Annotated in this window: 17 protein-coding genes; 10 read left to right on the plus strand and 7 right to left on the minus strand. The window is 38.9% G+C overall.

Annotation, left to right across the window (positions count from 1 at the left end):
* Window positions 1-6: 6 nt before the first annotated feature.
* A complete protein-coding gene (locus tag ACFSR8_RS12090) occupies window positions 7-885 on the plus strand; it encodes a DUF547 domain-containing protein (RefSeq protein ID WP_380292373.1) in 879 nt (292 codons plus the stop codon).
* Window positions 878-1,600 (plus strand): TIGR04283 family arsenosugar biosynthesis glycosyltransferase, encoded by a 723-nt coding sequence (locus tag ACFSR8_RS12095; protein WP_380292375.1) that lies wholly within the window; start codon window positions 878-880, stop codon window positions 1,598-1,600. Before ACFSR8_RS12090 ends, ACFSR8_RS12095 begins: the two co-directional genes overlap by 8 nt.
* Here the strand turns inward: ACFSR8_RS12095 and ACFSR8_RS12100 are convergent.
* Window positions 1,597-2,328 carry a metallophosphoesterase family protein gene (locus ACFSR8_RS12100; protein ID WP_380292377.1) on the minus strand — a complete coding sequence of 244 codons (732 nt, stop codon included), beginning with the start codon at window positions 2,326-2,328 and terminating at the stop codon, window positions 1,597-1,599. The two genes, ACFSR8_RS12095 and ACFSR8_RS12100, sit on opposite strands and share 4 nt — an antisense overlap.
* A gap of 165 nt (window positions 2,329-2,493) precedes the next feature.
* Here ACFSR8_RS12100 and ACFSR8_RS12105 point away from each other — a divergent pair, with 165 nt between their 5' ends.
* On the plus strand, window positions 2,494-5,943 hold the full coding sequence (locus ACFSR8_RS12105; protein ID WP_380292378.1) for a pyruvate carboxylase: 3,450 nt from the start codon (window positions 2,494-2,496) through the stop codon (window positions 5,941-5,943).
* A 6-nt stretch (window positions 5,944-5,949) separates the two neighbouring features.
* On the opposite strand, the gene ACFSR8_RS12110 is transcribed toward ACFSR8_RS12105, so the two are convergent.
* The 5 genes from ACFSR8_RS12110 to ACFSR8_RS12130 are packed head-to-tail and all read right to left on the minus strand — an operon-like array spanning window position 5,950 to window position 10,711.
* A complete protein-coding gene (locus ACFSR8_RS12110; RefSeq protein ID WP_380292480.1) occupies window positions 5,950-7,212 on the minus strand; it encodes a POTRA domain-containing protein in 1,263 nt (420 codons plus the stop codon).
* Window positions 7,212-7,946 carry a hypothetical protein gene (locus ACFSR8_RS12115; RefSeq protein WP_380292380.1) on the minus strand — a complete coding sequence of 245 codons (735 nt, stop codon included), beginning with the start codon at window positions 7,944-7,946 and terminating at the stop codon, window positions 7,212-7,214. The genes ACFSR8_RS12110 and ACFSR8_RS12115 overlap by 1 nt, the downstream gene beginning before the upstream one ends.
* Entirely contained in the window at window positions 7,946-8,950 is a 1,005-nt protein-coding gene (locus ACFSR8_RS12120; protein ID WP_380292382.1) for a glycoside hydrolase family 113, read from the minus strand. Before ACFSR8_RS12120 ends, ACFSR8_RS12115 begins: the two co-directional genes overlap by 1 nt.
* Before the next feature lie 50 nt (window positions 8,951-9,000).
* Window positions 9,001-9,951, minus strand: coding sequence for a hypothetical protein (locus ACFSR8_RS12125; protein WP_380292384.1), 951 nt, complete (start codon window positions 9,949-9,951; stop codon window positions 9,001-9,003).
* A gap of 46 nt (window positions 9,952-9,997) precedes the next feature.
* On the minus strand, window positions 9,998-10,711 hold the full coding sequence (locus ACFSR8_RS12130) for a DUF547 domain-containing protein (RefSeq protein WP_380292386.1): 714 nt from the start codon (window positions 10,709-10,711) through the stop codon (window positions 9,998-10,000).
* 203 nt (window positions 10,712-10,914) lie between these two features.
* Here ACFSR8_RS12130 and ACFSR8_RS12135 point away from each other — a divergent pair, with 203 nt between their 5' ends.
* The 5 genes from ACFSR8_RS12135 to ACFSR8_RS12155 are packed head-to-tail and all read left to right on the plus strand — an operon-like array spanning window position 10,915 to window position 16,516.
* Entirely contained in the window at window positions 10,915-12,219 is a 1,305-nt protein-coding gene (locus tag ACFSR8_RS12135; protein ID WP_380292388.1) for an NAD(P)/FAD-dependent oxidoreductase, read from the plus strand.
* A gap of 2 nt (window positions 12,220-12,221) precedes the next feature.
* Window positions 12,222-13,811, plus strand: coding sequence for a 4Fe-4S binding protein (locus tag ACFSR8_RS12140; protein ID WP_380292390.1), 1,590 nt, complete (start codon window positions 12,222-12,224; stop codon window positions 13,809-13,811).
* Window position 13,812: 1 nt separating this feature from the next.
* On the plus strand, window positions 13,813-14,292 hold the full coding sequence (locus tag ACFSR8_RS12145) for a toxin-antitoxin system YwqK family antitoxin (protein WP_380292392.1): 480 nt from the start codon (window positions 13,813-13,815) through the stop codon (window positions 14,290-14,292).
* Complete coding sequence (locus tag ACFSR8_RS12150; protein ID WP_380292394.1) at window positions 14,289-15,026, plus strand: glycosyltransferase family 2 protein; 738 nt, start codon at window positions 14,289-14,291, stop codon at window positions 15,024-15,026. The genes ACFSR8_RS12145 and ACFSR8_RS12150 overlap by 4 nt, the downstream gene beginning before the upstream one ends.
* The gene (locus ACFSR8_RS12155) at window positions 15,026-16,516 is read left to right on the plus strand and encodes a cellulose synthase family protein (protein ID WP_380292396.1); all 1,491 of its coding nucleotides are present in this window, start codon (window positions 15,026-15,028) and stop codon (window positions 16,514-16,516) included. Before ACFSR8_RS12150 ends, ACFSR8_RS12155 begins: the two co-directional genes overlap by 1 nt.
* Here the strand turns inward: ACFSR8_RS12155 and ggt are convergent.
* Window positions 16,513-18,201 (minus strand): gamma-glutamyltransferase, encoded by a 1,689-nt coding sequence (ggt, locus tag ACFSR8_RS12160; protein ID WP_380292398.1) that lies wholly within the window; start codon window positions 18,199-18,201, stop codon window positions 16,513-16,515. The genes ACFSR8_RS12155 and ggt overlap by 4 nt on opposite strands.
* A gap of 136 nt (window positions 18,202-18,337) precedes the next feature.
* Between ggt and ACFSR8_RS12165 the strand changes: the two genes are divergently transcribed.
* The gene (locus tag ACFSR8_RS12165; protein WP_380292400.1) at window positions 18,338-19,744 is read left to right on the plus strand and encodes a mannosyltransferase; all 1,407 of its coding nucleotides are present in this window, start codon (window positions 18,338-18,340) and stop codon (window positions 19,742-19,744) included.
* Complete coding sequence (locus tag ACFSR8_RS12170) at window positions 19,734-20,552, plus strand: alpha/beta hydrolase (protein WP_380292402.1); 819 nt, start codon at window positions 19,734-19,736, stop codon at window positions 20,550-20,552. Before ACFSR8_RS12165 ends, ACFSR8_RS12170 begins: the two co-directional genes overlap by 11 nt.
* The last annotated feature ends 53 nt before the right edge of the window (window positions 20,553-20,605 follow it).

The raw sequence follows: 20,605 nt of genomic DNA on the forward strand, positions 1-20,605 counted from the left end.
CTTCAAATGAAATACCTACTAATTTTTATTTTTCTTGGCCTTATGATGTCTTGTTCCGGGAGTAAAAAAACGGTCGCTAAGGCACCTTCAACTTCCGCTCCAAAACCCTCTATAAGCTCAGACACTTTACAGTCACCCTCTACGGATACCGCTGAAATTATAGATTCGTTGGAGGTTAATGCGTCCGAAAATCAAACCGAAATTATTAAGGAATCTGGTCAAAAAGACGGCACGGTTTCTACAAATTTTAGTCATTCTACTTTTAATGATTTACTTCAAAAACATGTTTCGGCACATGAAAATGTGAATTATAAGGGCTTCAAATCCGATTGGAAAAGCCTGAACAATTATATCAAAGAACTCGACAAAAACTTGCCAAACAACAACACTCCCAAACAAGAAAAACTCGTCTATTGGATCAATGCCTACAACGCCATGACCATTGATTTAATCCTTCGGCACTACCCCATAAAAAGCATAAAAGATATTAAAAACCCTTGGAAACAGCGCTATTGGAAGCTGGGTGAAAAATGGTATAATCTGGATGAAATTGAACATCAAATCTTAAGAAAGATGAACGAACCGCGTATTCATTTTGCTATTGTTTGTGCGTCTTATTCGTGTCCGAAACTTCAAAATGAAGCGTTTACCGCATCTAATTTAGAAGCACAATTAGCGAAAGTGACATCTGAGTTTTTAAATGATCCCGAAAGAAATTTTATTTCGGAAGATCAATTAGAGCTTTCCAAAATCTTTCAATGGTTTGCTAAGGATTTTAAGCAGAATGGTTCTTTGATTGACTTTCTGAATCAATATTCTGAAGTGACCATATCAGAAGGAGCGAAAATTCGTTATAAAGATTATAATTGGGATTTGAATGATTAAAATATCCATCATCATACCTGTTTTAAATGAAGCCAACAACATCAAAAATGTATTGTATCATCTCATTGAGAATGCTATTAATGTGGCTAATTTAGAAATTATTGTGGTTGACGGCGGTAGCACGGATGGCACTAAAAACGAGGTTCTCGATACATCGCGCCAACAGCACTACACTCGAACTGACATCCGATTAATCCATTCCGAAAAAGGACGCCCCAAACAAATGAATACCGGAGCAAAACATGCTACGGGCAATGTACTTTACTTTTTGCATGCCGATTCCTATCCCCCAAAATATTTTGACCAATTTATTGTTGAAGCAGTTGAAAAAGACAAGCCAGCAGGCTGTTTTAGAATGCGTTTCGATAGCGACCATTGGTGGTTAAAACTGGCAGGATGGTTGACCGCCCTGCCCTTTCGTGCATGCCGAGGCGGTGATCAAAGTCAATTCATTACCCGTAAACTATTTTATGATATTGGTGGCTACGATGAAAACTTCACCATTTACGAAGACAACGATTTAATTAAAAAACTGTATCAAAAAAAGCAGTTTGTTGTCATACCTAAATGGTTAACAACTTCGGCAAGATGCTATCGAAAACATGGCATTTGGAAAACCCAATATCATTTTTGGCGTATCCATTTGAAAAATAGGATGGGTGCCTCGGCACAGGAACTGATTTGTTACTACAAAGAAAATTTGGTCAACGCCTAAGAACGGTTTCTTCCCATTTCATCGGGATACAAATCTTTCACCACATCGCTTTGAAAAACCTCTTTCGTGTCAATATTTATGGCTGAAAGCGGGCCAAAAAAGGCAGCCCCCGTATCGATATTCCAGACGTTTATGGCGTTCATTGGCTCGTAGCGTTTGTAGTTGATAGTCGGTGTGTGCCCAATGTAGATTTCCTTGTAATGCGTTAGGCGCTTTGGATATAGTTCGGAATTCTTTTCAATGCGTTTATCCATTGTGAGTGCCATTTCCCAAAGGGTACGGTCAAAATACAAAGTGGTTTTGAACACTTCTTTTTCCACACCGTGCATTGAAGTAAAACCTGCATGAAGAAACAATCGGTTTTCTTCATCCAAATGGAACATTTTTAGATTTTCAAAAAATGCTAAATGCTTTGCTTTTTGGGCATCATTAAAACCTTCATAGCTTTCCATGGTTTCCTTTCCGCCATGCATATACCATACTTTATTGACATCGCCATCGCGCAACCACTCCTCGCACCAAACGTCGTGGTTGCCTTTGATGAAGATACATTCGAACTTTTCGGATAGTTCAATTAAAAACTGAACCACCTGCGCAGATTCGCTCCAGCCATCCACGTAATCGCCCATAAAAATTAGGTGGTCTTCCTCCTTGATTTGCAGTTTATTTAAAAGTTGAACTAACGCTTTTAGGCCGCCGTGAATGTCTCCTATTGCAAATATCCTCATGCTGTTTCATTTTTTCACAAAGCTAGTAGATTCTAAAAAATATACATTCATACGTAAATCAAATTAAGATTAAAAAAAAGAATTTATAGAGCATATATTCCATTATTCTGCAGACTTTAAGTATATTTAGTTGCAAATAACTAAACCACCAAAATCAATAATTCATTGGAAATCAAAAAAGTACTCGTTGCCAATCGTGGGGAAATCGCTATTAGAATTTTTAGGGCCTGCACAGAAATCAATTTAAGAACTATTGGTATTTACACTTATGAAGACCGATATTCCCTGCACAGGTACAAATCGGACGAATCCTACCAAATCGGTGAAGACAATGAACCTCTAAAACCTTATTTGGATATAAATGCCATAATAAAAATCGCTCTTGACAACGGTGCAGATGCCATTCATCCTGGATATGGATTTTTATCCGAAAATGCTGATTTCGCAAAAGCTTGTAAAGACAACGGCATTATTTTTATTGGCCCAAATGTATCTGTTCTAAAGGCTTTGGGCGATAAAATCATGGCAAAACAAGTTGCTGTTGATAATAATATTCCGATCATTAGGAGCAACGAAAAACCTTTAAAAAATATAGAGGTTGCCATTTCTGAAGCAGAAAAAATTGGTTATCCTATCATGTTAAAAGCGTCGTCTGGTGGTGGCGGTCGTGGGATGCGGGTCATCAGGGAAGAAGAAGAACTGAGAAAGGCTTATAATGAGAGTAAACGAGAGGCATTGAATGCCTTTGGCGACGATACTGTGTTTTTAGAAAAATTTGTTGAAAACCCAAAGCACATTGAAATACAGATAGTTGCAGACAGTCATGGAAACATGGTGCATCTATTTGAACGGGATTGTTCCGTACAAAGGCGATACCAAAAAGTGATTGAGTTTGCACCCTCCTATGGTTTGAAGGACGAAACCAAACAAGCATTGTACGACTATGCCATAAAAATTTGCAAAGCAGTAAACTACAACAACATTGGAACTGTAGAGTTTTTGGTAGAGGATGATGACATATACTTCATTGAAGTCAACCCAAGGGTACAGGTAGAGCATACTGTCACAGAAGTTATTACCAACATTGATTTGATAAAAACGCAACTATTTATTGCCGGGGGCTACAAACTATCAGATGAGCAAATAAAAATACCAAACCAAGAATCTTTAAAAATTAATGGATTTGCCCTTCAATGTCGTGTAACTACAGAAGACCCCCAAAACGATTTTAAACCCGACTATGGAACAGTTTCTGCCTACAGAAGCGCATCGGGGTTTGGTATTCGATTAGATGCTGGAAGTATTTATCAGGGCGCGAAAATATCGCCCTTTTTCGATTCTATGCTGGTAAAAGTTACCGCGCATGGCCGGACACTTGATGGCGCCAGCAGAAAAATTCGTCGCGCATTAGCCGAATTCAGGATCCGAGGTGTAAAAACAAACATGCCCTTTCTTGACAATATTCTGAAGCACAGCACCTTTAGACAAGGCTTGGTAACGGTTAATTTTATAAAATCAAACCCGGATTTATTCGTCTTTAAAGCACCAAGAAACAGAGCAACAAAACTGATTACGTATTTAGGCGATGTTATTGTTAACGGCAATCCTGACGTTAAAAAGAAGGACCCTAACAAAACGTTCGTCAGACCCAATATACCCAAATTTGATACCAATGCCCAATACCCGGAAGGCACCAAAGACTTATTGAACAAAATGGGACCCGATAAGTTTGCACAATGGTTATTAAATGAAAAGAAAATTCATTTTACAGATACCACTATGCGCGATGCCCACCAGAGTTTATTGGCTACAAGAATGCGTACCTTCGACATGCTGAAAGTAGCTGAAGGCTATGCCAAAAATCACCCGGATATTTTCAGTATGGAAGTTTGGGGCGGTGCTACATTTGATGTTTGCCTGCGCTTTCTTCAAGAGAATCCATGGGAAAGACTGCGATTGCTGCGCAAAGCTATGCCCAATCTACTGCTACAGATGCTCATAAGAGGCTCCAACGGTGTTGGCTACAAGGCATACTCAGATAATATTATAGGTGAATTCGTAGAAAAATCCTGGGAAAACGGTGTTGATGTTTTCAGGATTTTCGATTCGCTCAACTGGATGAAATCCTTAGGCCCTTGTATAGAACATGTGAGAACACGCACGAAAGGTTTGGCCGAGGGTTCCATTTGCTACACTAATGATATCCTCAATCCTGAAAACAAAAAATACAACTTAAACTATTATGTAAATCTTGCCAAAGAAATCGAAGGTGCAGGTGCCCATATTTTAGGTGTAAAAGATATGGCAGGCCTATTAAAGCCCTATGCCGCTTACGAGCTTATTTCAGCATTAAAATCCGAATTAAAAATCCCCATCCACCTTCATACGCATGACACTTCGTCCATTCAGGCGGCAACATACTTAAAAGCTATTGAAGCTGGTGTTGACGTAGTAGATGTAGCCCTTGGCGGTTTATCCGGTTTAACATCTCAACCCAATTTTAATTCGCTGGTAGAGATGATGAAATTCCACGAAAGGGCAAGCGACATAAACATAGATTCCCTTAACGAATACTCTAATTATTGGGAGGTGGTCAGAGAATATTACTATCCTTTTGAGTCTGGATTAAAAGCAGGGTCCGGAGAGGTTTACAAGCACGAAATCCCAGGGGGCCAATATTCGAATTTGAAACCGCAGGCACAAGGTTTAGGACTGGAGGCCCGTTTTCATGAAATCACCAAAATGTACGGAGAGGTAAACAAACTTTTTGGCGATATAATCAAGGTTACCCCCAGCTCTAAAGTGGTTGGTGATATGGCCCAGTATTTAGTAAGTAATAATTTATCTATTCAAGATGTCATCGAGCGTGGCGACAGCATTTCATTTCCGCAATCGGTAGTGGATCTGTTTAAAGGCGAATTAGGACAGCCAGTAGGCGGATTCCCTAAAAAGCTTCAAAAACTGGTGCTGAAGGATCAGAAACCTTATACTGATAGACCCAATGCACACATACCCCCTGTAGATATTGAAAAGGAATATCAAGCCTTCAAAAAAATATTTGAACACGATTTAAGTAGAAATATAGACTTTACGGATTTCTTATCCTATCAGCTTTATCCGAAGGTGTTTACGGATGCTTACAATAAGCATTTAAAATATGACAATCTTATGAACCTGCCCACCAAAAATTTCTTTTACGGCATGGACATAGGCGAGGAAATTATTGTCCATTTAGATAAAGGAAAGACCTTGTTGGTAACCCTGGACTCCATTGGCAAACCTAATGATGACGGTATGGTTACGGTTTATTTTAAAGTGAATGGACAAGGCAGGAGTGTACAAATTAAGGACACTTCAATCAAGATAGATAAAGTTGAAAATGTAAAAGTCAATAAGGACGACGAGCATCAAATTGGGGCTCCTCTGCAAGGGATGCTATCCACTATTCTGGTAAAACGCGGTGAAAAAGTTGTAAAAAACCAGCCTTTGTTTATCATCGAAGCTATGAAAATGGAAACCACAATTACGGCCACAACAGATGCCACGGTTAAAAAGATTGTTTTAAAAACTGGTATTATGGTAAATTCTGATGATTTGGTGATCGTTTTGGAATAGTTTGTTTTAAAAATATTGACCAATACCAAACACTAAACCTTTGGTAGCATTTTCGCTGATACCATAGCCATAATCTATCCGGAATATGGCGTTGTATATTTTTTTATGAATAAAACGCAGGCCCAATCCTGGATATACCTTAACGTTATCGGCCTTACTAAAATCACCAAAATCACCCCCGGGATTGCGCCATGAACCGGCATCCACAAAAACATTGCCCTGAAGTACAAACCAGTTTTTCTCATACAGGGTATGTCGATATTCGGTATTCAGTACGACGACCCCGGTACCCCTATCGATGGTGTTCCCAACGCCCCTAACATTCAAATTATTATCAACAGAAAATGGCGCAAAAGGCGTTTCGTCATTTGAAGATAGCCCCATTCGTAGTCTATTGGCCCAATTGCCCCTTTCCCCAATTCTTTTAAAATAGAAAAAATCATTCCATCCGATAAAAAAATCTGGCAACATAGCATCCTGAGAGGTAACGTATTGGAGGTTTAAAATACTTCGAAACCCGTCAACGTACTGGTAAAAATAATCGAGGTTATTGAACTCGTAAATGCCTTTTAAGAGCCATTTATGCACCTTCAATTCGGGCCTGTTATTCACATTATCTCCTCTAAATTGGTAATCCTCAGTAAAATAATTCACACCCAACTCAAAACGATTATTGAAATTTAAGCGATACAGTCCTAAAATTTCATAACTCTCATTATTGTATTTATATTGATCGTCTTCGGTTCTGTCATCAAAAAACACAGGTTCCAGAGTGGTCAAATCTTGATAATTCACAGCGAGTCCAAAATGCCTCGAAAACAAAAATGGTGCCCTAAAATTTATGGCGTAAGAATCGTAAACATCCTTCTGGTAAAAACCTCCAAAAATGATATTTCGACCAAAGGTATTGAATTCGTAAAGCCCAATGCGATAAGCAAATTCATCATTATCCGTGGTATAAAAATTGACCGAAGGAATCAAGGTGAAATTTTCCTCGATGTTATAAAACACGTTGTATTTGCCATCTTCAGCTAGAAATACTTGATACGACGCATGGGATATGGAAGGCAGTCGCTTTAAAAGTTTTATATCGGCGTCAATCCGAAGGGAATCCAATACGTCACCAGCTTTTATGGAAGCGACTTTTTTTATAAAAGACGTCTTCAATTTTTCGTTGCCCTGCACCTTTACATCGGCAACAAGAGCGTTTTGAGCCTTCAAACAGAAAGAAACACCTAAAAGAAAACCAAAAAACAGGGTTTTGTTCATCATTCGGCCACAAATGGGGTCATAATCACCTCGTTTACCCAATTATCCAAACTGACGTCCATCAATGTAAATACATAAGTTTCACCTTTTTCAAGATTTGGTGGGGTACCTTGGGTAACATTCAAAACTACGTTATTTAAATTATAATATTGGAATTTATTTTCTTGGGTATAGGTTCCGGATAGAAATTGAAGGTCTTCAGTCGCCACAACTTGGAAGAAAATGGCATTGTTTTCGACGGAATTAATGTCCCAAGAAAATTCGGGCATCAGTGACTCTTCCTGATTAATGGCTACAACATCACTCCAAATGGTTGGCTGCGAAAACACCTTTGAGCGAATGGGTGTAGAAATTTCAATAGTGTCATCCAATTCAAAAGTTACGACAAACCATTTACTCTGGGAGCGGACTTTAAATATTTGCATCGCCCCTTGAAATAATGGTTCCGAATTCAAATTCACCAATTGATATTTGGAAAAATCTTTCCCATCCTCAGAAAAGGATTCGTAAAGCCTAAAATCTGCTGACCCCATTTCGGGATAGAAATACACATTAATCAAATCGGGCGCCTCGCTATCACTTGCGGAGCAGGCGATGACTTCATTTTGGATAAAGGTTTTATCGCTAATGAATTCGGATAAAATATGTTCGTTATTAAACAGGATGGATTCCGAATCATCGGACACGCACGACATTAAAAAACTAAGAAATAATAATATAATTAAACTTCTCATCAGCTTGACTTAAAATAGTACTTTATAACGGCTTCCGTCGGTTTGTTTTGAGGAGTAAACCGTGTATCATTTGCCCCACCTGAATTGGCATGATTAATAAACCATTTCCAAACAAAACCACCTGAAAACCAGTCTTCTTTCCAAAAGGTTTTAAACAGGGCCTTAGTGGCATTGGCCTGAGCCTCTAAATTTACAGCCCCCATATTTCTATCACTTTTCCAGGGCTCTCTACCAGTAAAATCCACACTTCTGTATCCAAATTCGGTAAATAAAATAGGCCTACCAACTTCTGACGACAACTTTTTAATGACCTCTACGTGGGGGTTCCATCCCTGCAAACATTCCTCCACTGTTGGCGTCTTATTAGCACTTACGTGGAAATAGGCGTCAATCCCAATAAAATCCATAGCACCCCAAAACGGTGTGCGTTTAAATTCATCCCAATTGGCCGCATACGTTAACTTTCCCTTGTACATTTTTCTTATTTCCAAAACCAGCTGATGCCAATACTCTGGTCTGTGTTTAATAAATCGCTCCAGTTCGGTACCGATACAAAATATTTCAACTTTTAACTCCTCCGCTAACTGGGCATACTCTAAAATGAATTTTGAATACGACGCTTCCAAAGTGGTCCAATCGGCTTCATTGTTCATTTCGATAAATCCAGTGAATTCCCCATGCCACACCCAAATCTGAGGTTTCAGCATGATTTTAATATTCTTTTTTCTCAATTCACCCACATATTGCCGAGCTCCCTCTGCTGTCTCTCCAAACCATTGCCTGTGGGTATTGTAAACAATATTCGGGTGTTTCAAATCCCGAATAAACCCAAAAGGCATAATGGCCGCATAATTTGCCTTAACATCGATTATGGGTTTAACATGTGTCTCATACACCTCGGCATTGGCCGCCACAAAACTTACTCCATTAATTTTGTCGCTTTGCGCTACACAAGCTTGCAGGCTGACACATAAAATGAAAAAAAGGAGTTTAAATAATCGCATTTGAAAAGCAATATAAAAACTCCTAAGTTACTATTTTTAAGTCTTATTATTTAAAACAACGCCCTTATACCGATGTTGAAGGTTTGGCCAAGACCTGTACCCGTACCTCTTACAAAGTTGGTATACAACGTTTCAACATTAAGCACATCCGTTAATTGATATTTTAGCCCACCACCAAGAGCCGTGAAATCCTGAGAAAAATCATTTTCATTGTTAATAGCGATAAGCTGGGAATGTTGTACCAAAACCAAAATAGTGAACTTTGAACTTGGGAAATAACTCAAAAAGACTCCTGGTGTCAATCGAAAACTGTTGTTGGCAAAGCTCCCTTCCGTTTGAAATCCATTGGTGTCTCGCCCAACTTTTTTACCGAAATTATATTCTGTATTCAGCTCAGAAAACAACTGCCAATCGCCACCTGCAAAACTGTAATCATAAAAGAATCTATTTTGGAAAATGAACCCTTTTTGGTCTAGAAACACACCATTTCCGTCGTTTATTGGCAAAAAATCTTCAACCTCATTATCTACCAAAGGAATATGAAAAGCGGTTTGAATGGTAAAGTTGCCAACGTTTTTTAGAGGATTGAACTTAATCGCAGGCGCAATAGAAGTAAACCCCGAGCGGGCAGTTCCTCTTTCGCCATCAAATTTCAATACATCTAAGGCATTTCTTCCTGCTATAACATTTGAACGAAATTCTAAAATAAGGCCAAGGTTGAATTTTCTGCTTTCAGAAACCCCTGTAAAAATGTCTACAGTTGAAGTAAAAAATGTATTTCTTGCGATATCTTGCTTTTCATCCCCATTTGGCCCACCAAACAAATTCTTGGTTTCGGTATATAAATTGTTAAACCATTTGATATCCCATTGCCCCTTTTTTAATAGGATAGACGGGGTATAGGTTTGAATGACGCTACGCTTTTCTTCTTGGTCATCTTCCTGGGAATATCCGTTAAACGAAATTGTTATTAATATTAATAATGCTATTATCTTTTTCATTGTTTTAATTTTTGGTTTATTGGTTTTTCTCAGACCTGTCAGCTATCTATTGTTTATTAATTGTCCAGTTGTAGGGGAAGTAACTCAGCTTCCATTTGCCTTCCAGTTTTTCGGTTCTATATTGATTGATAAAATCGATTTCGTCCGTATCTTTTGTTTTGAAATCCTCTTTATACCATTCCATTATTTGGGAAACTTGTACCCGATTTTTTTTGGAATTCACTCTGATAAAATCTCCATTAATGGCTTTTTTTGTTTGGGTTTCCAATTGAGTATCCAAAGTGTCGGGCATGTAAGCCTTGTTAATTAAAGGTGGGCACCCAACGGCACCGCAAACCAACACAAAATGAAACCTTGGCTCCGCAAAATTACCTCTTAGCAATTTATGTTCTATGTCGTTTAGGGTGATGTTTTTTCCTCCAACACTGTGTTTCGTTTTATCAAAAAATCCAGCATTATCCAATGGTGATTTAGTAGGGTATTTATCGATCAGCCCCTTAATTACAGATAAATTATAAGCGTTAATCCAAAAGGCTTGATAGTTTTTGGCATTGTCTTTTGAAACAGAAATACCCTCTGCAATTTTTAAAACTTCATTCAACTGTGAAGGGTCTTTATGGATATTATCATAAGCTACGCTTCCGTTTGCTACATTGGCTTTAAAAAAAGCATCTGCCTTATTAAAAAATGTTTTTAAGTCCTGTGCGGTAGCTGAAAAACTAACTGTGAAGATGACTATTATAGCTATATATTTTTTCATTTTTATCGATTTGAATTTTAATTTTCTGAAACCTAAGTCTGACGTATTTTAAGAAACTTTCAAAAAAAATAAGAAATTTTTAGCGTCTTAAAACTGTAAAACTCCTTACAAAAATAGGTCAATTTAAACTTGTTCTAAATTAGGGGCTTGCATTTAAGTTCTTATCTTTAGGTGCGACCTAATGTCACAGCAACCACAAAATTATGGATCACATTGTTATCATAGGAAACGGAATTTCGGGAGTGACTGCCGCAAGGCACATTCGAAAGTTATCCGATAAAAAAATTACCATTGTTTCCGCAGAAACTGATTATTTCTTTTCGCGAACCGCACTGATGTATGTGTATATGGGACACATGAAATTTGAACATACCCAACCTTACGAAAATTGGTTTTGGGAGAAAAACCGAATCAACCTTAAAAAAGGCTATGTAAAGGAGATTGAAACCGATAAAAAAACCTTGGTTTTTGCTGAAGGTGATACACTTCAATACGATAAATTGATTATTGCTACCGGAAGCAAACCCAATAAATTTGGTTGGCCGGGACAGGATTTGGATGGCGTAATGGGCATGTACCACAAACAGGATTTAGAAAATCTTGAAAAGTATGCGCCCAATAACAAAGTTTGTAAACGTGCCGTTATTGTGGGTGGCGGACTGATTGGCATCGAATTGGCTGAAATGCTCAATTCTAGAAGTATCCCCGTTACTTTTTTAGTTAGAGAAAGTAGCTTTTGGAATGGTGTTTTGCCTGAAGGTGAAAGTGAAATGATTAACCGACATATTAAAAACCACCACATCGATTTGCGATTATCTTCTAATTTAAAAGAGATTAAAGCTGATGAAAATGGAAAGGTAAAATCTGTAGTGATTGAGGAAACCGGCGAGGAAATCTCATGCGATGTGGTTGGATTGACTGCTGGGGTTTCCCCGAATATTAATTTTCTCAAGGATTCCCCAATCGAAACTGGAAGAGGTATAAAAGTGAATCGCTTTTTGGAGACCAACATAAAAGATATTTATGCCATTGGGGATTGTGCAGAACAGCATGAGGCCATTGGCCAACGTCGCCCTATCGAAGCGGTTTGGTACACGGGGCGCATGATGGGCGAAACGGTAGCCCAAACCATTTGTGGCAATCGTATTGAATATAAGCCTGGGCATTGGTTTAACTCTGCCAAATTTTTGGATATTGAATACCAGACTTACGGATGGGTGTTTAGCGAGCGCAATAAGCGAGATTATGAAACTCATTTCCATTGGATACACAAAGATGATACAAAATGCATTACTGTTGCATATCATAAAAACACCAATCAATTTTTAGGCATTAACACCTTTGGCATCCGAATGCGCCATGAGGTTTTTGATAGATGGCTTACGGAAAAACGTGATGTCGATTATGTTATGAATCATTTATCCCAAGCCAATTTTGACCCAGAATTTTATAGCCGTTACGAAACCGAAATCCTTTCGGCATTCTCTAAAACTTTACAAATCGTATAATCATGAGCAACAAAATAAACCATAGCATGTCTTTGGCAACACCGGATGCCCTTGATATTACAAACACCCAAAAAGTAGCCTTGGCATTAGGAATTATTGGGCTTTTCATTTTGGCGTTGGCGCTTTTCAATGTTGACTTTCCTAATCAAGGGTTGTTTTTAAGCCTAGCTTTAGGACTCATCACTGGAGGTACTATTTTGTATTCCAGAGAAGCCTACCTAAAAAAATTGGAGGGTATCAAAAACGATGGGGTTTGGCTTAAATCTATTTCATCCAGAGGGGTTTGGGGCTGGATTGTTGGTGTAATCCTTACTGCGTTTTACATTATACTTTATTTCTTCCCGAAGTACTTGGGGCTTGGAACCGACGGAGCGGAAAACACAGGTTTAATAAGCCTTTTTGACCCTTTAAGCAAACTATTAAGTGGACGACCTGCCAGCCAATGGTTTGTGTACGGTACGCTCTACACCATTGCCATTTTGGCCTTCGGTTATAAATTTATTTTGAAATATCGACACAATCGTTACCAGCAGTTACGTACGGTTTCGGTGATGTTTTTTCAATTGGGCTTTGCCTTTTTGATTCCGGAATTTATGTATGTGATGAACAGCGATTTGCCGTATTACGATTTAAAAAGTATCTGGCCACTCAACTACTATATTTTTGATGAGTGGTCCGTAAAGGCATTTCTGTCCAACGGAACTATTGGTTTAGCATTGCTGCTTTTTGGCATCATTTCCATATTCGTCATCACTCCAATTTTAACTTATAAATTTGGAAAACGTTGGTACTGCTCCTGGGTTTGTGGTTGTGGTGGATTAGCCGAAACTGCAGGTGATTCGTTTCGACAGTTATCCTCAAAAAAACTTTCCGCGTGGCGATTGGAGCGTTGGCTCATTCATACCGTACTGGTGTTTTCCGTTGTTATGACCACCGCGATGGTGTATACTTATCTCGGCTACAGTAGTAATGACTTCTGGTTGACCCGAGGGGTTTTTATCAGCCTTGTTATTGCATTTTTAACTTTGATTTTTGTTGGTGTAATGGTCTTCAAAAGAAAAGAATTGGGCAAAGATGCCAAAATGGGTGCCATTGGCTTTTTCGTAACCATTGCACTCTTACTTATCATGCATTTTACAAGTACCACAGACCATTTATTTTTCATTAAAGGAGGTACGTTACGCTCTGCATATGGCCTTTATATTGGTTCCTTATTTTCAGGGGTAATAGGTACTGGTTTTTATCCCATTTTAGGGAGTAGAGCTTGGTGCAGATTTGGTTGCCCAATGGCGGCCATTCTCGGGTTTCAGCAACGTTTATTTTCCAAGTTTAGAATTACGACCAATGGCGGACAGTGTATTTCCTGTGGAAATTGCTCAACGTATTGCGAAATGGGTATCGATGTTCGCGCCTATGCTCAAAAGGGCGAAAATATTGTGCGCTCCAGCTGTGTGGGCTGCGGGATTTGCTCGGCAGTTTGCCCGCGTGGCGTATTAAAACTTGAAAACGATAGCATGAAAGGACGTATCAATCCAAACGAAATTTTGTTGGGGAATGATGTCGATTTAATGGAATTGGTTAATCAAAAGTAATATGCGATTTTTAGTTGCAGTATTCAGTCTACTTTTTCTTACCTCAACTCTTTCGGCACAAAAAAGATATCAAAGGCACTACTATAAAAATGGGGTTTTGAAATCTGAAGGCTGGATGGAAAATAATTTGAAAATCAAGTATTGGACCTTCTACTATTCAAACGGCAATACAAAAAAAGAGGGGCATTTTAAAAATGGTAAACCTGTAAAATATTGGTACTTTTACCGCGAAAATGGCACTAAGGAGAGCGAGGGCCACTTCATGAATGGTAAAAAAAATAATTGGTGGTTGTTTTATGACGCTATGGAAAAATTAAAACATAAATGTCAATTAAAGAACAATCTCAAAAACGGCTATTGCCTGATGTATCAAAACGAAAGATTAGTGTCCGCCCGACGTTTTAAGGACGGAAAACAACTTAAGGAATGGACGGATTTCCGATCTTTCAAAAGAGACAATAATCTTAACGATTTAAAATGACCAAAACCAGTGCTGAGTGTCATACTGAGCTTGTCGAAGTACGTAGCCAAAGTATAAACGTTATCATACCTGCCTATAATGAAGCAGATTCTATTGCGAATGTAGTTGCGGATATTCCCGATATTGTAGATGAAATCATCGTGGTAAGCAACAACTCCAGCGACACTACCGAAATTAATGCAGAAAAAGCGGGTGCTACGGTGTTACGGGAAACCCAAAGAGGCTACGGCTACGCCTGTTTAAAAGGTATGGACTATGTTGCCAAGAAAGCAGAACAACCGGACATTATCGTTTTTATAGATGGGGATTATAGTGATTATCCCGAAGAACTGACCAAAATTGTCGCGCCTATCCTAAATGATAACATTGATTTTGTAATTGGCGCCCGAGTTAAACGACTACGTGAAAAGGGTTCTATGACCGGGCCTCAAATATTTGGAAATTGGCTGGCCACATTTTTGATGAAACTATTTTTTGGTGCTAAGTTCACCGATTTAGGCCCATTTAGAGCCATCAAATATGACAAACTGCTCGGTTTAAAAATGGAAGACAAAACCTATGGCTGGACTGTAGAAATGCAACTCAAGGCCTTAAAGCAAAAATTATCATATACCGAAGTGCCTGTAAAGTACCGAAACCGAATTGGTTACTCAAAAGTTTCAGGAACCGTAAAAGGTAGTATATTTGCTGGCATAAAAATACTTAGTTGGATTTTCAAATACAGCTTTAAATAATGTATGTAGAAGCCGTCATTATTGTTATTTATACCATCGCGCTAGTGATGATATTTTTATATGCCCTGGCGCAACTGAATTTACTGTTCAACTATCTCACTGCAAAAAAGAAGGAAACGGATTGTCCAAAATTCGATTTATCCAATCCCGATGAAGTCCCGCTCGTTACCATTCAACTTCCCGTTTTCAACGAAATGTATGTGATGGAACGGTTGTTGGACAATATTGCTAAAATAGACTACCCGCAGGACAAGCTTGAAGTCCAAGTGTTGGACGATTCAACAGACGAAACGGTTGAAAGCACGGCGGCACATATCGCGACACTTCAAAAAACTGGATTGGATATCAAACATATCACCAGAACCAATAGACAAGGTTTTAAAGCAGGTGCTCTAAAGGAAGGTTTGGAAATTGCCAAAGGTGAATTCATTGCTATTTTTGATTCCGATTTTTTACCAAATGAAGATTGGATCAAACGTACCGTTCCTTATTTTAAAGATGAATCCATTGGGGTGGTACAAACCCGCTGGGGGCACATCAATCGTAACTATTCACTATTGACCAAAATTCAGGCTTTTGCCCTGGACGCCCATTTCACTTTGGAACAGACCGGTAGAAATTCAAAAGGGCATTTTATCAATTTTAACGGTACGGCTGGTATTTGGCGAAAGGAGTGCATCATTGATGCCGGTAATTGGCAGGGCGATACGCTTACTGAAGATTTGGACCTGAGCTATAGGGCACAATTGAAAAAGTGGAAATTCAAGTATTTGGAAGATGTGGAAACGCCTGCGGAATTGCCTATAGTGATTAGTGCAGCACGCTCGCAGCAATTCCGATGGAACAAGGGCGGTGCAGAAAACTTCAGAAAAATGCTTTGGAAAGTTTTGAAGAATGAAAACATATCCGCAAAAACCAAAGTACATGGGCTGTTGCATTTGCTTAATAGTACGATGTTCTTGAACATACTAATAGTGGCCATCCTAAGTATCCCAATGCTTTATATCAAAAACGAATACACTCATTTGAAACCTTATTTTTATGTAATGAGTTTCTTCGTGATTAGTACTATCATCTTCTTTATTTGCTACTGGATGATGTATAGAAAAATCTATGGTACTGGCATTAAAAATTTTATGAATTACATTGGGACATTTTTCCTATTTTTCTCCATAGCTATGGGCTTTTCGTTGCATAATTCCATTGCGGTTTTAGAAGGGCACTGGGGTAAAAAGAGCGAATTTGTGCGCACCCCAAAATTCAATATCAAAAAGTACAAAGACAACTGGAAGAACAACAAATACCTTAAAAAGAATGTATCCGTACATGTAATTTTTGAAGGTCTTTTGATGCTGTATTTTGGCTTTGGAATGTATAGCGCTTTCATTGTGGGTGACCAAGGTGGTGACTTTGGACTGTTCCCTTTCCACCTAATGCTATTCTTTGGTTTTGGCTATGTCTTTTTTAAGTCTCTGGCTTCAAAGGTTTAATACCCAGAAACCTGTCCATCCTTTCTGCTTTCCGAAGCGCCGTGATACACCTTATGCTCATCGTTCCACATAATAGCCTGATAACCGCCGTATCCGCCCAATCCAAAACCTACCTTATGTCGTTTCCACATCAATCCCCGAATGGTCTCATAAGGTATCCCAGATTCAACACGGATCGTCCCCGTGCCCTCTGCCGTTTCACCGGTTGGTTCTGAACTTCCTGAATGGTCCCACCTGGGCGCATCACCAGCCTCTTGCACATTCATCCCAAAATCAATAATATTCATAATAATTTGTGTATGCCCTTGGGGCTGAAAATCGCCGCCCATCACCCCAAAGCTTAAAAAAGGCTTACCGTCCCTGGTGACGAATGCAGGTATGATGGTATGGAATGGACGTTTCCCCGGTTCGTAAGTGTTAAAATGACCCCGGTTCAAATTAAAAAGTTCACCCCGATCCTGCAACATAAAACCTAATTTTGGAGGCACCATTCCTGAACCCATACCCCGATAATTACTTTGAATAAAAGAAACCATATTGCCTTCTTTATCCGCGGTAGTAAGATAAATAGTTTCACCAGCACTGATTTCGCCGGCCTCGTATTTCGATGCCCTTTCAGTAATTAGTTTTCGCCGTTCATCAGCATAATCATCAGAAATCAATTGGGAAACAGGGACTTTTGCAAAATCCATGTCGGCATAATATTTCGCTCGATCCTCAAAAGCCAGTTTTTTCGCCTCGGTGAACAAATGCAAGTGCTCGGCACTTCCAAATTCAATGTTTGAAAAATCATAACCTTCCAATATCTGCAACATTTGAAGCGCCGCAATGCCCTGTCCATTGGGAGGCAACTCCCAAACATCGTAACCTCGATAATTTACGGATACAGGATCTACCCATTCACTTTTATGGCTAGCCAAATCTTCCTTCGACAAAAAGCCGCCTTGATCTTTTATAAAATCCGCTATGATCTTAGCAATTTCTCCTTTATAAAAAGCATCCCTGCCGCCCTTGGCTATCCTTTTATAAGTATCAGCCAAATAAGGGTTTTTAAAAATTTCACCTTCTTTTGGAATCTTACCATCACTCATATAGGTGTCCTCAATATTGGGAAACCCAGAATTTTTAAAATAGCGCACAGTACGATTAAAACTTAACCCAATAAGCTCCGTAAAAGGAAACCCACTTTCTGCATATCCAATGGCCGGAGTCAAAATAACTTTCATAGGAAGCGACCCAAACCTGTTGTGCAACTCAAACCACCCATCTACTGCACCGGGCACACTAACAGGAAGTGGGCCAGTTGAAGGAATTTTGGTTAACCCTTTTTCTTCAAAATACTCAAGCGTTAAACTTTTCGGGGACCGGCCACTTGCATTTAGCCCGTAAAGTTTTTGGGTTTTGGCATCCCAAAGAATCACAAATAAATCGCCACCAATACCACAACCGGTAGGCTCCATAAGGCCAAGGGCTGCATTGGCCCCAATAGCGGCGTCAATGGCATTGCCACCTTTTTTTAAAATATCAATCCCGACTTGAGTAGCTAGCGGGTGACTAGTGGCCACCATGCCATTTTGGGCAATAACCTCAGAACGTGTAGCGAATAATTGCCCTGTAAGTCGGTCTTGGCCAAATGCCGAAAATGTCAAAAACAAAAACCATACGGATAACTTAAAATTTTTCATAGCACAGAATTTAATAGGAATATGAAGCCCAACGAAGTTACTCGATTTATTTTGTTCTGTCAAGTGGTTTACTCAAACTAACAAATAGCGTTATATTTAACCTGTGCTTTTAAATCTGACATTCTTTAAAAAAAATATGGCGCCAGTATTAGCGGTGCTTGGAAGCATCATACTTTACTGGAATTTTGCCTATGGTTTAGAGCGAACGGAATACGTAAAGCTCATTGCGCTCTACGCCGGACTATTTTTGCTCTTCTTCCAGTTGATAAAGCACTTAAAACGCAACATAAAATTACTGACTTATTTGGCCTTTGGGTTTCGGGCCGTTTTTATTTTGGCCATACCCAACCTCTCACAAGATTTTTATCGTTTTATTTGGGATGGGCGGATGATTCTCGAAGGTTTCAATCCTTATTTATTTACTGTTGAATCTTTTATCAGCAAAGGGGAATTGCCCGTGGCACAGGCACTAGAACTCCGCGAGGGCATGGGCGCACTAAACGCAGGCCATTTTACCAACTACCCACCCATAAACCAATTGTGTTTTATTATTGCCGGGATATTTGCAGGAAAGAGCATTCTTGGTTCGGCAGTCGTATTGCGATTATTGATAATTGTTGCTGATTTTGGCACGCTCCACTTTGGAAAAAGGCTATTGAAAAAATTAAAAATCCCTGTTTACAATATCTTTTGGTATATCCTTAATCCGTTTATTATTATTGAACTTACAGGAAATCTTCACTTTGAAGGCGTTATGATTTTCTTTTTAATATGGAGCCTTTATTTACTTTACATAGGAAAATGGCAATGGAGTGCTGTAGTTTTGGCGCTTTCTATTTCGGTAAAATTGGTACCGCTGATTTTCTTACCGTTGTTTTTTCAGTGGTTTGTGAAGCGCAACGTCATTGCGAACACAGTGAAGCAATCTGTTTCAACAAAAGAGATTACTTCGTCGCAAACTCCTCGCAATGACGTTATCAAAAGAATATCGCAATTAATAGTTTTTTATGCCATAATAATAGGTACCACAATCCTACTCTTCCTTCCTTTCTACTCTCGAGAATTCATCAATAATTATTCTGAAACCGTCGCTCTTTGGTTTCAAAATTTTGAATTCAATGCCAGTATGTATTATATCGCTAGGACGATTGGATATACATTTAGAGGGTACAACGAAATTGCCGTCATTGGAAAAATCATTCCTATAGTCGTGATTGTAGCGACGCTTATTCTCACTTTTTTCAGAAGAAATAAAACTATGGCGGAGTTGATTACAGCAATGCTTCTGGTACTTTCAATATACTATTTTACAGCTACTACCGTGCACCCTTGGTACATCGCCACGCTTTTAATCTTATCGGTATTCACAAAATACAAGTTTCCATTAGTGTGGAGTTTTGTAATTATTTTGAGCTATTTGGCTTATCTCAATTTGAATAAAGCCGATAAATCCGAAAATCTTTGGGTGATAGCTATTGAATATGTAGTGGTTTATGCCGTATTTTTGTTTGAACTCTTTAAAAGAAACCCTGTTGAAAATTAATTTCAGAAAAATACTCAGACGCCTAGTTCGTACTATCATTGCCCTCATCGTAATTTATTTAGCCTCTCTGGTGTTTTTATATTTTAAGCAGGAACGCTTCTTTTTCAATCCAAAAATATTAAGCAAGGACTATAGGTTTGAATTTAAAGAACCTTTTGAGGAACTTAACATTGAGGTAGAAGACAATATTTTTCTAAACGCCGTCCTGTTTAAAGCTGAGGCATCAAAAGGGGTTATTTTATATTTCCACGGTAATGCCGGAGCCATTCACGAATGGGGAAAGCGGGCCCATTTGTTTCTTGAAAACCAATACGATATTTTGTTTGTGGACTATCGTGGCTACGGTAAAAGCGATGGAGGTTATTGTAATAGTGACGAATTTTTATCAGACGCCCAAAAGGTGTACGACTTCACCAAAACGCGCTACGAAGAAAATGATATCACCGTATTAGGCTTTTCCTTGGGCACGGGTGCGGCTAGCTATGTGGCCTCCCGAAATAAACCAAAAATGCTCATTTTAAATGCCCCGTATTATTCTTGGAAAACTTTGGTTTCTGAGGAAATTGCACCGCCGGTTCCTGAATTTTTAATCAAGTACGATATTCCCAATTATAAATTTGTGCAACAAGTAAAATGCCCTATTCATATATTTCATGGTACCCGCGATTTTTTGGTTAACCCAAAAACCAATTCAAAAAAACTACTGGCGCTAAAACCCGACATTACGCTTCATTTTATTACGGATGCCGGACACAACGGCCTGCACATCACCAAGGAATATTACGACCTCCTAAAAGTCGTGCTTTAAATGTGGGCATAAAAAGAGGCTTCTTCTCAGAAGCCCATTTCTTTATACGCTCA

Source organism: Hyunsoonleella rubra, from assembly GCF_042684665.1.
GTDB classification, from domain to species: Bacteria; Bacteroidota; Bacteroidia; order Flavobacteriales; family Flavobacteriaceae; genus Jejuia; species Jejuia rubra.

Coding starts and splice junctions, on each gene's coding strand:
- ACFSR8_RS12140 (WP_380292390.1), top strand. CDS start 12,222: ATGAGCAACAAAATAAACCATAGCATGTCTTTGGCAACACCGGATGCC.
- ACFSR8_RS12125 (WP_380292384.1), bottom strand. CDS start 9,951: ATGAAAAAGATAATAGCATTATTAATATTAATAACAATTTCGTTTAAC.
- ACFSR8_RS12110 (WP_380292480.1), bottom strand. CDS start 7,212: ATGAACAAAACCCTGTTTTTTGGTTTTCTTTTAGGTGTTTCTTTCTGT.
- ACFSR8_RS12135 (WP_380292388.1), top strand. CDS start 10,915: ATGGATCACATTGTTATCATAGGAAACGGAATTTCGGGAGTGACTGCC.
- ggt (WP_380292398.1), bottom strand. CDS start 18,201: ATGAAAAATTTTAAGTTATCCGTATGGTTTTTGTTTTTGACATTTTCG.
- ACFSR8_RS12100 (WP_380292377.1), bottom strand. CDS start 2,328: ATGAGGATATTTGCAATAGGAGACATTCACGGCGGCCTAAAAGCGTTA.
- ACFSR8_RS12155 (WP_380292396.1), top strand. CDS start 15,026: ATGTATGTAGAAGCCGTCATTATTGTTATTTATACCATCGCGCTAGTG.
- ACFSR8_RS12145 (WP_380292392.1), top strand. CDS start 13,813: ATGCGATTTTTAGTTGCAGTATTCAGTCTACTTTTTCTTACCTCAACT.
- ACFSR8_RS12165 (WP_380292400.1), top strand. CDS start 18,338: ATGGCGCCAGTATTAGCGGTGCTTGGAAGCATCATACTTTACTGGAAT.
- ACFSR8_RS12095 (WP_380292375.1), top strand. CDS start 878: ATGATTAAAATATCCATCATCATACCTGTTTTAAATGAAGCCAACAAC.
- ACFSR8_RS12120 (WP_380292382.1), bottom strand. CDS start 8,950: ATGCGATTATTTAAACTCCTTTTTTTCATTTTATGTGTCAGCCTGCAA.
- ACFSR8_RS12090 (WP_380292373.1), top strand. CDS start 7: ATGAAATACCTACTAATTTTTATTTTTCTTGGCCTTATGATGTCTTGT.
- ACFSR8_RS12150 (WP_380292394.1), top strand. CDS start 14,289: ATGACCAAAACCAGTGCTGAGTGTCATACTGAGCTTGTCGAAGTACGT.
- ACFSR8_RS12115 (WP_380292380.1), bottom strand. CDS start 7,946: ATGAGAAGTTTAATTATATTATTATTTCTTAGTTTTTTAATGTCGTGC.
- ACFSR8_RS12130 (WP_380292386.1), bottom strand. CDS start 10,711: ATGAAAAAATATATAGCTATAATAGTCATCTTCACAGTTAGTTTTTCA.